Below are 14,071 nucleotides of genomic sequence, written 5' to 3'. Positions count from 1 at the left end.
CTCTTTCTTTGCCATGACACCTGCTAATAAACTCAAACTCAATCTGGTTATCGCTGGCATGCTAGGACTTTTTTGGTATCTAGATCGGCCAACTCCGGAAGCCAAAGCCGTTTATGAAAGTGTCAAACTGGTCGATGCGCCGACGCCGAGTGCAGAGTTCAAATTAGCGCTACCATCCGGTCAAAATGAGAAAAGTTGGTCACTCCCTAGCTATATACGTGACATCACGGCATCGCATCCGCAAGCAACTGGTGCGTATATCTTAGAAAATGGCATAGAAGCGCTATTGGCGCGTGCCTGGCTGGCCGATCACGCAACGTCCAGTATTGAAGTGCAATACTTTATCTGGAGTACTGACAATATCGGCACGCTCGCGTCTGAGGCTTTGATACGAGCTGCCAATCGTGGTGTAAAAGTACGTGTCATCGTCGATGATTTATTGATTGATGCTGCGGACAAGACTTTACTGGCGCTGGCCAAACATCCGAATGTAGAAATCCGTATTTATAACCCTAAGCACCGTGTGGGCAGCCATATCGGCCAACGCCTCTGGAATATCATTACCGACTTTAAATCGTCCAATCAACGTATGCATGACAAAGTCTTTGTGGTTGATGACGTGGTTGCGATCACGGGTGGTAGAAACATGGCCGCAGAATATTTTAACTTTCATCACGAGTCTAATTTTCGGGATCGTGATGCGCTGATTCTGGGCACTGCTGTGGCGGAAGTAAAAAATAATTTTGAAAATTTTTGGAAGCATGATTTAAGCGTACCGGTTGAAACGATTTTCGCTAACCACCGTTTTATGCAAAAGACCGTTGATGTCAGCGATCAAGAAGTACAAACCATTTATCAGCAACTACATGCTTACGCCAAGCAAGATGAAAATTTTGATCCTCAGTTAAAACAAGCGATACGTCTGATCCCCCAATCATTTGAACGCATTGCGCAAGAAATGGTATGGACGCAGGTCGATTTTATTCATGATATCCCCGGCAAAAACCGACAAGAAGGCTTACAAGGAAGCGGTGAAAGTACACGTGCCTTAGCCGCTTTAGTACGCGGTGCACAGAAGGAAATTATTATCCAATCGCCTTATCTGGTCTTGTCTGATAAAGCCAAGGCTTTACTCAAAGAGACCATTGAGCGCGGGGTAAAAATTATCGTCAATACCAATTCCATGGCATCAACTGATAATCTGCAAGCGTTCAGCGGCTATCGCAATCAGCGTGAAGAATTGCTCAAAATGGGCCTGCAAATTTTTGAATTTCGCCCTGATGCCGAGAGCCGGGGAAAACTATTAACATCGCCAGTAATCGATAAATTTAAACCGGCTGTATTTGGTCTGCACGCCAAATCTATGGTGGTGGATGGGAAAATTGCTTACATCGGCACGTTTAACTTTGATCCCCGCTCGGAGAATCTCAATACCGAAGTCGGCGTTGTCATCCATAACGAACAACTCGCCACCCAATTAGCCAACGCAATTCGTACCGATATGAAAGCGGGCAACAGCTGGAACGCACAAAGCGATGATCCTGATCAATTTGTAGGTCGTAGTAAACGTTTCAAAGTCTGGGTTATGCAACTATTGCCATTGCGCCCGATACTATAACTATGCACTGCGGCGCAGCCCCAGCATAATTACATGGAAGAAATTCCTTACATGTAAATTGTGCTGGCACAACGCTATGCGAGCCTAGCCCTTACTGGCCTTCCCCCATTGCGCCAACCGACTCTAAAACAACGACGAAATAAAATAAACCACTATTTCGTGTAGAGATATGCCTACATCGCAAATTAGGCGTAAAGTAAATATCCAACTGCGATCGTCTTCAGAAGTAAATTGGCTCAATTTGCTAGCACAATCGATATGGCATATGTACTTACTGAGTTGCTAAGCAAGTTCCCAGCTTTAGTCACCAAAGCTACACGCCTAAGCCGCGCCTAGCCAGATATTAACTGAAAAACAAATATCAATATTTCCACATGGACATATAAGGCACACATTTTGCTTTAGCTAGTTACATATCCTTTTCAGGTGATTCCTATGCAAGACAAAGCCGGGCAATCCTCAGATCTTAATCCTCTAGACGAACGTTTTAGTTTGTTAGTTGATACGATTGAAGACTATGCGATCTTTATGCTTGATCTCGACGGTCACATCCTCAGTTGGAATAAGGGTGCAGCGCAAGTCACTGGCTATCCCAAAGCGGAAGTCTTGGGAGTCCACTTTGCCGTGCTGTATGCCGATAACGAAGCACATCAGCTAGTACCGGGGGCTTTGCTAGAACCAGCCATATCAAGCGAACCTGAGAAAAAACAGCAAGAAGAATTCACTTGGTGCCGACGTAAAAACGGCTCAGAATTCTGGGCCCACATCACCATGGCAAAACTCACAGATCAACATGGAAAACTACTAGGCTACAGCAAGATCATCAAAGATTTAAGCGAACGAAAACGTCTGGAAGAGCGTTTTCGCCGGGTGGTCGAATCAGCGCCGAATGCCATGGTGATGATCAACGACCAAGGTCGTATAGAAATGGTGAATACCCAAGCCGAACGTCTATTTAGCTATAGCCGCGCTGAAATGCTAGGTCAAAAAGTAGAAATTTTGGTGCCAGAACGTTTTCAGCACGGACATCCCGAAAAACGCAGTATGTTTCTACACGCACCGCAATCGCGTCCCATGGGTGCTGGCCTCGATTTGTATGGCCGACGTAAAGACGGCAGCGAATTCCCCGTTGAAATAGGATTAAATCCCATAGAGACCGATGAAGGCATGATGGTTCTCTCTTCTATCGTCGACATCTCAGAACGCAAGCGCTTAGAAGAACGGTTTCGACGTGTAGTGGAATCTGCCCCTAATGCAATGGTAATGGTCAATTCAGAAGGAAGTATTGAAATGGTCAATACCCAAGCAGAAAGACTATTCGATTACAGCAGAGAAGAATTATTAGGAGAGCGCATAGAAATTCTGGTACCAGAACGCTTCCGCCACCATCACCCACAAAAACGAAAAATGTTTTTTGGCGATTTGCAATCGCGCCCAATGGGTGTGGGGCGCGATCTGTTTGGACGACGCAAAAATGGGAGCGAATTTCCTATCGAAATCGGTTTAAATCCGATTGAGACCGAAGAAGGCATGATGGTGCTGTCATCCATTGTTGATATCTCCGACCGCAAACAAAAAGAAATGCGGATACAAGAAGCACTCAAAGAAAAAGATTTGTTATTAGGTGAAATTCACCATCGTGTAAAAAACAACCTACAAATAGTGCACAGCTTACTCAGCTTGCAATCGTCCATGATCAGTGATGAATCGGTACGAAGTATGCTCGTCGATAGTCAAAACCGCATACAGTCGATGGCGTTGATTCATCAAACACTTTATCAGTCCAATAATTTTGCCCGCGTTGATTTTGGTGATTTTTTAGAAGCACTGGTACCGACCTTAATTAGTGCCTACACGTTTTCCGGAAAAGACATACAAGTTGAGATTCATGCGGACTCGATTTATCTACCAATTAATTCTGCCATTCCATGTGGTTTGCTCATTAATGAGCTCATTACCAATGCGCTTAAGCATGCATTTACAGAGCGCACGCAAGGACAGATCACGGTTTCATTGTCGATGTTAGAGGATAAAAAAATGCAGCTTATTGTCAGTGATACCGGCGTTGGCATCGCGGAGGAACTCAATCTCCATGCCATCGAAACTTTGGGCCTCAGACTAGTCAATTTATTGGCACAACAACTCAACGGTAGTCTCAATATTCGACGTCACAACCCAACGCAATTTTCGCTTATTTTTCCCTTAACTGAGCACTAATAAAAACGAATCGAGAGTCGTCACATGCCTACCAAAGTCCTGATTGTGGAAGATGAAAGTATTGTTGCGCTTGACCTGCAACGCCGCCTGATTCGTCTTGGCTATGATGTACCAAGAGTCGCCGCAACGTGTGAGCAAACGATTAAAGCGATAGAAGAAACTTTACCTAATATCGTCTTAATGGATATCAACATTGCAGGTGATGTTGATGGCATAGATACCGCTGCACAATTGGATGTGCCTGTCATTTTCCTGACCGCCTACTCTGAAGAAAGCACTTTACAGAGAGCCAAGGCCAGCAAGCCTTATGGGTATTTGGTCAAACCATTCTCTGAAAGAGAATTACACGCCACCATACAAATGGCACTAGAAAGATATCAGGTAGAAACACGACTCAAAAATAGCGAAAATTTACTCGCTGTCGCCTATGCGAAAATGGAGAGCGCAAAACGTGAATTGGAATTACATGCAGCAGAATTATTCAAAGAAAAACAAAGGTTAGAAGTAACGCTCAATTCCATAGGTGACGGTGTAGTTACCACAGACAAATTCGGCAATATCACTTATCTCAATCCTGTCGCTGAGAAAAAAACAGGCTGGACCTGCGCCGAAGCTTTAGGTATGCCAGCGGCAATGGTATTAGTATTAGTCGATGAAGAGCGCAAGTTAAGCACCATCTCTCCAATAGAATCAACCTTAAGAAGCGGACAAATTTCTGGTCTTGCCCATCAAAGTGCGCTCATCAGTCGCAGTGGAAAAGTCTATTCAATTGAAGATTCTAGTGCTCCCATGTATGACCGTAATCAAGAGATCGTGGGTGCCGTGCTGGTCTTCCACGACGTGAGCGAAACCAAACGCCTAGCAGATGAAATGACCTATCAGGCTACCCACGACGCGCTTACCGATTTGGTCAATCGACGTGAGTTTGAAAAACGTTTAGAAAAAGCTGCACAAAGCACGCTATTACAAGATCAGCAGCACACACTAGCCTACCTAGATCTGGACCAATTTAAAATCGTCAACGACACTTGTGGACACAACGCAGGTGATGAATTACTGCGCCAGATCACCAGTTTATTAAGAATAGCTTTACGTGCCAACGATACTCTGGCACGACTGGGAGGTGATGAGTTTGGTGTCTTATTAGAGTCCTGCCCGCCTTATATCGCTTTACAAATCGCGGAAAAGCTACGCAATATTATTAGCGACTTTCATTTTAGTTGGGATAACAAAACCTTCCCTGTTAGCGTCAGCATAGGGCTAGTTCACTTTGGTGGGGAACAAGCAGAGCGACAAGGCGTGCATGAGATTTTACGTTTTGCGGACTCCGCCTGTTATACCGCCAAAGATTTAGGACGCAATCGTATTCATGTCTATCAAATCGAAGACAATGCCATCAATAAACGCCATGGTGAATTGGATTGGTATACCAAAATATGTAGTGCATTGAGCGAAAACAGATTAGTTCTATATACGCAAAAAATCGCCGCTTTACATCCAGACAGCTCCTATACAAATAATATTCTGCATGTAGAAATACTGCTGCGTCTGTTGAGTCAAGAAGGCAAAATCATCCCGCCTATGGCATTTATTCCAGCGGCGGAACGTTATGGTTTAATGCCGGAAATTGATCGTTGGGTGATACGCAATGCCTTCGCCTACATCGCCAATCTGAGCACACCAGAAGACGCGCTATTTTCAATTAATCTATCAGGCGGAAGCTTGAATGACGAAAAGATTCTGGCGTATATTTTCGAGCAGTTAAAGTATTCAGGTGTGCGTCCTGAATGCATATGTTTCGAGATCACCGAAACCGCCGCCATCGCCAATCTATTAAACGCTAGAGCATTCATTCTCAGTTTAAAAGAAAAAGGCTGTCTATTTGCTTTAGACGATTTTGGTAGTGGCATGTCATCTTTCGCCTACCTCAAACATTTGCCTGTCGATTTTCTAAAGATTGATGGCTGCTTCGTCAAAGACATCACGACTGACACGGTGGACGCCGCGATGGTGGACGCCATCAATCAAATTGGTCATGTTATGGGTTTAAAAACGATTGCGGAATTCGCCGAGGATCAAGCCATCGTTGATTTATTGACGGCAATGGGTGTCGATTATGCGCAGGGCTATGGAATAGGTCACCCTGAGCCTTTACCGCTAAACAAAGATGAGCAGCACTGACGGAAATAAGATTTTAATAGCGATACAGTTCAAGTATAAAAATAAAACAAACCACTATTGTGCAGCCGCCATGTAGGCTAGTTGTACATAATGTGCGACTTGACGCTTTTCTATTTCATCTAAACTCGTGAGTTTAATATGGCGACGCTGTTTGCCTTTACCTTCTAAAAAACCATAGGCATCTGGCAAATTTGCGCCATTGCCAAACTCTAAAGAAATATGCTGGGTATACGCAAACACACCGCAAAATGCCTCAGATCGAGAAAAAAGTATGCCGCCGTATTTCACTTCTTCCGTCACATCTTTACCCAAGGCCAATACCAACTCACGCACTGCTTGCACCAATGCATAGTTAGCTTCATTCACCAAACTCAAATCTTGCAATAAAGAGGCCACACGATCAGACTGCAAACTAATTGTTTTCATACTAGCCGACTCCATATCTGATAAAGACCAATGAAATGCAGAGTGCCAATCAACAAGCATAGCCCTGAACTGACCATCCAAAATATGCTGCTATTTCCAGGAAAAAATGGCATCAACAAGGGAAATGCCACACCACGCAAAACGAATACTGCAGTCACCGCACACAAAACCCAAGTTAACAAAGGCAAGCGCATCAAGACACCCGCTGCTGACAGAGCGTACGCCGCACAGACCAACAAAGCCGAACCGACTAGCATTGCCACCACATGAGGATAAACATGCCCATGCTCGACCATTTTGGCAATGACATCACCTGCGCCTAATAAACGATATAAAGGTGCACCAAATAAAATGCACGCAAAATGCAAGAGCGCGGCGATACTAGTGAGTACGGCCGCGCTGATAAGATAGAGATTAAAAGTATTGGTCATATTTCAAACGATAGATGCGACGACGTACCAGCAATCATTTTAATACGGTTTGTTTTTCAATTCATCTCAACTCATTTCACTGAGCACCAATGCTTTGATCTTCGTCGCTTTTTCAAAATGATCTAAACCATGCATCGAGATCCACCAAGTAGCAGCCTCCATCAATAGCTTTGGGTCATCATTTTTGTTCGCAAAAAATGCATAGAAGGATAAACCAACGTTCTCCCCCTTTTGCGCAATTTTTGCGTTACATACTTCTAGGATTTTTTGTTGTAACGCTGCTCTCATCGAGATTACCTGACATATTGATTAAGATATGATTAGTCTAACTAACCGTCTCACCAGCCAACAACACAGGTTGCCATAAGACTTGCAGATCGGATGGTGCCGCACCGTTTTGCAATGCTAGCAGCATCTCTACCATTTTCTTACCAGCCAAATCGGGATTTGGTTGCTCTATGGTGGTGACGTTATAGCCCGCTAAAGAGTCTTCCATTTTGCCCCACACGATAATCGACATTTGCTTACCGATAGTGATACCTGCGTCGAGCAAAGCACGCATCGCACCAACGCCTGCCATGTGGTTATCGACGATGACAGCGCTAGGCGGTGTGGCACTGCTCAATAGTTGTTGCATAGCGGCGTAACCACCGCGTCGGTCATTGGAATTATCTTTGAGGTAATCAGGATTAGGACTCAAACCCGCTCCGCGCATGACGCTCTGAAAACTATCATAGCGCTGACGCGCAAAATTCATTTCCAGTGGCGCGCTCATCAAGGCGATGCGTTGATGTCCATGCGCAAGCAGATGTTCAACTGCGACACGCATGCCACTTTCATTGTCGTAATCAAACCAGGCATGCGGCTCATTCACGCGGGTACGGCCATGCGCGACAAAAGGCAAACCTTGTTTAGCTAAATAGGCAACGCGCTCATCATAGAGTTTCGTTCTTCCAACGATCAAGCCATCGACGCGACGCTCCTTGACCATATGTTCGTAAGAGCGTAATTCGTTGGCAGGTGATACTGGTGCCATCACCAAATCCATCTGACGCTCTTCTAGCGCCTCTACCATGCCGCCAACGATTTGCATAAACATAGGGTCGGCCAGATCATTGGCGACCAAGGGATGAATAATTCCCACGACGTTAGTGCGCCCAGAGGCCAAACTACGCGCCATAGGATTTGGCCGATAACCAAACTGTTCAGCAGCTGCCAGCACGCGCTGCCGCGTGCGTTCACTCACTTCAGGATAACCATTTAAGGCGCGACTCACTGTCGTTTCTGAAATGCCGAGATTCTGTGCCAAGTTCTTAAGGTTCATGGTGCCTATCAATTTGCATCGCTATAGAACGAATTCCGAAAAGCCATTCCAAAAAAAATGAAGTGTAAAGGTATGCTGCTGACTGTACAAGTATTTTTAGACTGGCTGCGCGTACGTCAACAGAGCACCAAATTACTGATTCTCGATTACCATTTCACGTGAATTAAATTCGATGATGTCGCCTTATTGACGAGCTGAGTTGTCAATATTTGGGTACGAGCATCCCATTCAAATTTCAGTGAGGTGCGCACTTTTCCTGCGGCATCTAAACCACTTACCTGCTGCGGCATCTGCTTAATATTGTGGATGTACAGGTTGACCTGTTTGTCCTGCGCCTTCATTTTTTTACCCTGACGCTGCACAATCTGAATTTGCAACTGCATTTTATTGGCGTTATAACGACTCTCAAAGTGTGTCAAACGGTAAGCTGCTTTGGCATAGGCATCTGGTGTTTGTCCATCATCTTCATACATCTTGCCAGCGCCCGTTGCCACGCTCGCGTCATGGTAGTAATGCAAATCAAGCGAATTATCCTGATAAAACTGTGTGCTTTGCATCGGCGTTGCCATAGGAATAAACGCCCCAGCACGAACAAATACAGGAATAGACTGCTCACTTACTTTGACATTATGACTAGTGCCACCTTGATAAATCGCACCACTATAAAAATCTACCCACACCCCTTGCGGAAACAAGACATCCACTTGCTGTTGTCCGGGATTCATAATCGGTTGCACTAAAAAGTCCTCACCCCACAAGTAAGAAGCAGAATGTGCACTTAACTGTGCATTATTCGGATCGGAAAAAAACAAGGGACGCATCAATGGTAAACCCTGCTGTTGATTATCAAACGCCAAGGTATAGTTATAAGGTAGCAGACGATAACGCAATTCAATAGCTGCCTTAGCTAACTGCTTGGCTTTCTCGGCGCGAAAGATCGCCTCCGATGGCACTTCCTCTTGCGCATGAGGTCTGAAAATTGGTTGGAACACGCCGTACTGCAACCAGCGCGCGTATAACTCATCGTCCAAATTGGCACCAGCAAACCCGCCTAAATCGGAATGCATATAGGCCAATCCTTGCAATCCCATTTGCAGCGCAATTTCTGGTTGTGAACGCAGTCCTCCCCAAGTACGATTCACATCGCCTGACCATGGAATCAAGCCAAAACGCTGCGAGCCAGAATAGCCAGCACGCATCAAAATAAACGGGCGTTGATTTGGAAAATCTTTCTGATAACCGTGCGCTACCAGTTTCGCCCATTCATGGCCGTAAATATTATGAACTTGATCCGCGCTGATTTTGCCATTCGCATGCAGTAGTTCAGAAGGATGAACTTCTGGCTCGCCCAAATCACCCCACACACCAGCGACACCCATAGTGGCAAGGTCTTTATAAATACGCCAAAACCAGTCACGTGCTTTTGGTTGGAACAAATCAATCAGGCCAGTATTACCGAAATAAAAATCATAAGTAAACGGCTTCCCTGCTTTATCGGTCGCCAAAATATTCTCACGCACCGCTTCTTGCCAACGATTCGAGCTGGTCAAAATAAAAGGCTCAGTAATCAGCACGGTTTTCACGCCTTGTTGATTAAAATCGGCGATCATTTTTTTAGGATTGGTGAAAGTATCTTGATCAAACGCCAGATTACCCATCGTGCCTTTAATTTCTTTACCAAACCAATACAGGTCAAAAATAATCGCATCGACAGGAATATTTTCAGCACGATATTGCGCAATCACCTTGCGTGCTTCTGCTTCGGAATGGTAGCCAAAACGACTAGCAAAATTACCGAAAGCCCAGCGTGGCGGTATAGGCTGACGTCCGGTTAACAGCGTGTAATTACCAACCAAACTAGCCCAATCTTTGCCCGCAATGATTTGATAAGTCTTGCGACCACTAATGGTTTCATAAGTCAGCGAATTCTCTTTTTTACTGTCGAGATCGAGAGTGCCAATCGCGGCATTATCAAAATGTATGCCGTACATTTTGGAGGAATACACCAGCGGGATCGCAAAATTCATTTGGGAAGAATTTTCTTCGTAGCCATAGTGTGCTTTGTTGTACAAAGGCAGACGGTGACCACGGCGATTCATGCCTAAGGCACGAGCACCGGCGCCGTACAAGGCTTCTTGCCCATCCAAATTGAAGCTAATACTTTCTTTATTCTGAGAAGAAGCATCGCTACTTGTAGCATCTATTTTTTCGTAGCCACGTTTTTCTGAAGTCAGTAATTTTCCTTGATAGCTATAGCTGATTTGAAATGGCGATTTGTGAACCGTGACCGTTAATCCTGCACTCGCATACACTAACTTATCGACCGTTTCGCTATAACGAATTTTGACTGCATTGGGTTTCGCGACTACTGCATGTGAATCCTGTACCAATTCGACAAGGACTTCACCTTTAGGAATAAAGCGAGTCTCGAACACATCGGTCGAATACGGCGTGATGCGATACTGGCCATCATTCGTGCGGATTTCTAAATAAGTATTTGTATGCTTAATCTGCTCAATACGTCGCTGTGAATTTTGCGCGTATGCTTGCTCACTAAATGCCGATAAAAATACGGCCGTAACTAGACTTGCGTTAACAGACAAAAGATAATATTTATTCATGGCTTACCTAATCACTTAGCCAACAACACAATTGAGTTTTTACCCGACAATTCAACTTTGCCCGCTTTCACTAACACGGTTTGACCTGAGTAATAGTCTTTTAAAGTATCGCCGTCTTTAAACGCTGCACCCACCTCAATACTGTGCTTATCGGACGCTGGCAAATCTAAAGCAACCACGACGACATCGCTTACGCCGTCTTTGTTATAGCTGCGTTTAAACACGTAAGGTATTGCCGATAATTGTTGATGGCTACCCGCACCGACTGCCAGATGTGCCTGACGGAATTGTCCTAATTTTTGCCAATGCACTAGCAAATCTTGATAAGTCTGACCTGTGGAAATGGAAGGGATGATTTGATTACTTTTCAAAAGTGTCCAGTTCATCATAGAACGTAATTTAGCATCACCCTGCGCTTCGGCGATATTCAGCGGACGAGCAATCTCGTCACCATAATAAATCTGCGCCGAACCAGGACTCAGCATTAACTTAGTCGCAGCCTCGAAGGGAAACAAACGTGCCGGATCAAACGGACTGCCATCATCATGTGAACTAATATAATTCAGCACTGAATAGCCTTTAAGATCGTGCGCCAGATAATTGGCGTAGCTACTGAAAAGTGCTTCATAAGTTTTTCGAGCATCAGATTTAAAACCAAAATTAATCATGCTATCGAAACCGTGAGCGTAATAATTAATCCGTCCACCGCCATCCATACGGAACTGTAATCCATCGCTGATAGGATAGTTGTAAGCTTCCGCCGTCATGAAGAAGGCATCGTCACTGAGTTTTTGTTTAGGATGAGCTCGCTTCCATTCCTCGAATGCAATGCTAGCTTCTTGCTTCAGCTCTTTCCAAACGGATTCTTCCACGTGCTTGACGGTATCAACGCGAAAACCATCGATGCCATATCGTCGAATCCAATCGGTGTGCCATTTCATCAAATAATAACGCGGCGCACGTGGAAATTTGGTTCGTGCAAAATAATGATCGAGTTCTTTAACTTCCTTGTCGTAACGTCCTTCTTGCTTCCATTTTTTCACCAACTGCTCTGGCAACGCCACAGGCTTATCGCTTTCTGTCAAAAAATCTGGCAGGTTTTTAACCAAGGTACATTTGATCGCACCATCGGCATTCTTGTAATCACAAGGTGGCCCCGTCCGCACCCAATCAGCAGGCCATACAGGGTCATCGTCAGTCACAGGTCCAGTGTGGTTCATAACCACATCAAGCAAAATGCGTATGCCATGTTGATGCGAAGTCTCAACAAAAATTTTAAAATCTTGCTCAGTCCCGAGATTAGCGTCGACCTTGGTAAAATCCCTCGCCCAGTATCCGTGAAAACCATATGACTTCCCGGTGCCCTCATCGGTACTAGCATGTATCTGCTCTACCGGTGGCGTGATCCATAACGCATTCACACCCAGACGATCAAAGTAGCCTTCTTTAATTTTAGCGGTCACGCCTTTTAAGTCGCCCCCCATGAAGCCTCGCAATGGTGCCGCATCCGCTTTGCGACCGTACGCCAGATCATTGGTTTTATCGCCGTTATTAAAGCGATCAGTGAGTAGAAAATAGACGGTAGCGTTATTCCACAAGAAGGTTTTTTGGTTCAACTTTCCACTGGCGGCGACGCTATCATCTTGCATCAAACCCAAACTCAATAAAGACAAACAGATCAAAGTCTTCTTTAACATAAACAAAATTCCTATCCATCAGTTTGTATTCCAATAGCGTATCAGCGCCACTTCTAAACTAGTCTCGCCCTAGCCATTCCAGACATTAAGTTAAGCAATTCTCGTAGCGCGGGTGAAGCCCGCGCTGCTTTGTATCTGGGCGATCTGGCGTCGCGGGTTTCACCCGCCCTACAATTTATCGTAAAAGGAGCAGGCTATTTCGCCATCACCTTCTCGACATCATCCTGCACGAACAAAGTCAACAGACCTGCCAGCACCATACAGGCACCGCCTAGCATTAATACTTTGACAGACTGATTGGCAAAGAAATGTTTCAAGATCGCACCTAACACCACGCCCGCAACGATCTGTGGAATCACGACAAAGAAATTAAATAGGCCCATGTAGTAACCCATTTTATTGGCCGGCAAAGCGCCCGCTAAAATCGCATAGGGCATGGTCAACACGCTGGCCCAAGCAATGCCCACACCGACCATAGGCAACAACAACATTTCTTTACTACTAATTGCAAAGATACTGATCAAGCTGACACCACCGATTGCAAGGCAGATCAAATGCACCATTTTTCGGCTAGTAACTTTGGCTAGCATGGGCAACAGAAACGCTGCTATCGCGGATACGCCACCATACATCGCGAACATGATGCCCACCCAATTACCGGCATCTTGATAAGCACTTGATTGTGCATCGGTCGCATGAAAAACGCCTTCGGCAATGGAGGGCGTGGTGTACACCCACATAGCGAACAGGGCGACCCAAGTAAAAAACTGTACGACCGCAAGTTGCACCATGGTCTTAGGCATCTTCAAAAATCCACCCAGAATTTCTTTGATCGCATTAACTAGGCCTTTATTCTCAGCACGCTCTGCCAAGAATTTTTCCATATCAGCAGGTGCGTCTTCTTTGCTCAACAATACCGTCCACAATACGGCTAAAAAATAGACACTACCGCCCACGTAAAAGGAATAACGCACGGTATCAGGAATCGCACCATTCACCGGCACATTGCTGACGCCAAGATAGTCGGTAAAAATCGTTGGCAACAATGACGCGATCACGCCACCGCAACCGATAAAGAAAGTCTGCATCGCAAACCCGCCTGTCTGCTGACTCGCATCGAGCTTATCACCGACAAAAGCACGGAAAGGTTCCATAGAAACATTGATAGACGCATCCATCAACCACAAGACAAAAACAGCCATCCACAACATGCTAGCGTTCGGCATCAAAAACATCGCGATCGATGCCAGCACAGAACCAATAAAGAAAAATGGACGACGACGACCCCACACGGGATGCCAAGTATTGTCACTGAGATAGCCGATAATGGGTTGCACCAGCAAGCCAGTAATTGGTGCCGCCAGCCAAAGTATCGACAGATTATCAATGTCCGCACCCAAGGTAGCAAAGATACGACTGGTATTGGTATTTTGCAGCGCAAAGCCAAATTGAATACCAAAGAAGCCAAAGCTCATATGCCAGATCTGCCAGAACGACAGTTTGGGTTTTGTTAATTGCTGCATTCGTGTCCCCTCAAAAATTCTTGCTATTGATTT

At 45.2% G+C, this 14,071-nt stretch carries 10 protein-coding genes; 3 read left to right on the top strand and 7 right to left on the bottom strand.

Going from position 1 to position 14,071, the window contains the following annotated elements; all coding sequences use genetic code 11:
* The first annotated feature begins 13 nt into the window (after positions 1-13).
* The 3 genes from ACFFJH_RS19125 (at position 14) to ACFFJH_RS19115 (ending at position 6,016) form a co-directional block, all read left to right on the top strand.
* Positions 14-1,618 (top strand): phospholipase D family protein, encoded by a 1,605-nt coding sequence (locus ACFFJH_RS19125; protein ID WP_390214659.1) that lies wholly within the window; start codon positions 14-16, stop codon positions 1,616-1,618.
* Between the two features lie 435 nt (positions 1,619-2,053).
* On the top strand, positions 2,054-3,835 hold the full coding sequence (locus tag ACFFJH_RS19120; protein WP_390214658.1) for a PAS domain S-box protein: 1,782 nt from the start codon (positions 2,054-2,056) through the stop codon (positions 3,833-3,835).
* Between the two features lie 24 nt (positions 3,836-3,859).
* On the top strand, positions 3,860-6,016 hold the full coding sequence (locus tag ACFFJH_RS19115; protein WP_390214657.1) for an EAL domain-containing protein: 2,157 nt from the start codon (positions 3,860-3,862) through the stop codon (positions 6,014-6,016).
* Between the two features lie 54 nt (positions 6,017-6,070).
* On the opposite strand, the gene ACFFJH_RS19110 is transcribed toward ACFFJH_RS19115, so the two are convergent.
* The 7 genes from ACFFJH_RS19110 to ACFFJH_RS19080 form a co-directional block, all read right to left on the bottom strand.
* Positions 6,071-6,442, bottom strand: a complete 372-nt coding sequence (locus ACFFJH_RS19110) for a DUF1801 domain-containing protein (RefSeq protein ID WP_390214656.1) — start codon at positions 6,440-6,442, stop codon at positions 6,071-6,073.
* The gene (locus tag ACFFJH_RS19105; RefSeq protein WP_390214655.1) at positions 6,439-6,873 is read right to left on the bottom strand and encodes a hypothetical protein; all 435 of its coding nucleotides are present in this window, start codon (positions 6,871-6,873) and stop codon (positions 6,439-6,441) included. Before ACFFJH_RS19105 ends, ACFFJH_RS19110 begins: the two co-directional genes overlap by 4 nt.
* Before the next feature lie 66 nt (positions 6,874-6,939).
* Complete coding sequence (locus tag ACFFJH_RS19100; RefSeq protein WP_390214654.1) at positions 6,940-7,161, bottom strand: DUF6500 family protein; 222 nt, start codon at positions 7,159-7,161, stop codon at positions 6,940-6,942.
* A gap of 37 nt (positions 7,162-7,198) precedes the next feature.
* Positions 7,199-8,197: a substrate-binding domain-containing protein gene (locus ACFFJH_RS19095; RefSeq protein ID WP_390214653.1), complete on the bottom strand. Its 999-nt coding sequence runs from the start codon at positions 8,195-8,197 to the stop codon at positions 7,199-7,201.
* 146 nt (positions 8,198-8,343) lie between these two features.
* Positions 8,344-10,818: a glycoside hydrolase family 31 protein gene (locus tag ACFFJH_RS19090; protein ID WP_390214652.1), complete on the bottom strand. Its 2,475-nt coding sequence runs from the start codon at positions 10,816-10,818 to the stop codon at positions 8,344-8,346.
* A gap of 11 nt (positions 10,819-10,829) precedes the next feature.
* Positions 10,830-12,515, bottom strand: a complete 1,686-nt coding sequence (locus ACFFJH_RS19085; protein ID WP_390214650.1) for an alpha-amylase family glycosyl hydrolase — start codon at positions 12,513-12,515, stop codon at positions 10,830-10,832.
* A gap of 194 nt (positions 12,516-12,709) precedes the next feature.
* On the bottom strand, positions 12,710-14,038 hold the full coding sequence (locus tag ACFFJH_RS19080) for an MFS transporter (protein ID WP_390214649.1): 1,329 nt from the start codon (positions 14,036-14,038) through the stop codon (positions 12,710-12,712).
* Positions 14,039-14,071: the final 33 nt, after the last annotated feature.

Origin of the sequence: Affinundibacterium danionis (assembly GCF_042432465.1) — a bacterium.
Lineage (GTDB): Bacteria > Pseudomonadota > Gammaproteobacteria > Burkholderiales > Burkholderiaceae_D > Undibacterium > Undibacterium danionis.
Note: the sequence above shows the minus strand (reverse complement) of the source record. Positions and strands in the feature narration are given on the sequence as shown.

Excerpts from the sequence above, each read along its gene's own strand:
- ACFFJH_RS19120 (WP_390214658.1), top strand. The coding sequence starts at position 2,054 with ATGCAAGACAAAGCCGGGCAATCCTCAGATCTTAATCCTCTAGACGAA.
- ACFFJH_RS19080 (WP_390214649.1), bottom strand. The coding sequence starts at position 14,038 with ATGCAGCAATTAACAAAACCCAAACTGTCGTTCTGGCAGATCTGGCAT.
- ACFFJH_RS19115 (WP_390214657.1), top strand. The coding sequence starts at position 3,860 with ATGCCTACCAAAGTCCTGATTGTGGAAGATGAAAGTATTGTTGCGCTT.
- ACFFJH_RS19125 (WP_390214659.1), top strand. The coding sequence starts at position 14 with ATGACACCTGCTAATAAACTCAAACTCAATCTGGTTATCGCTGGCATG.
- ACFFJH_RS19090 (WP_390214652.1), bottom strand. The coding sequence starts at position 10,818 with ATGAATAAATATTATCTTTTGTCTGTTAACGCAAGTCTAGTTACGGCC.
- ACFFJH_RS19095 (WP_390214653.1), bottom strand. The coding sequence starts at position 8,197 with ATGAACCTTAAGAACTTGGCACAGAATCTCGGCATTTCAGAAACGACA.
- ACFFJH_RS19105 (WP_390214655.1), bottom strand. The coding sequence starts at position 6,873 with ATGACCAATACTTTTAATCTCTATCTTATCAGCGCGGCCGTACTCACT.
- ACFFJH_RS19110 (WP_390214656.1), bottom strand. The coding sequence starts at position 6,442 with ATGAAAACAATTAGTTTGCAGTCTGATCGTGTGGCCTCTTTATTGCAA.
- ACFFJH_RS19100 (WP_390214654.1), bottom strand. The coding sequence starts at position 7,161 with ATGAGAGCAGCGTTACAACAAAAAATCCTAGAAGTATGTAACGCAAAA.
- ACFFJH_RS19085 (WP_390214650.1), bottom strand. The coding sequence starts at position 12,515 with ATGTTAAAGAAGACTTTGATCTGTTTGTCTTTATTGAGTTTGGGTTTG.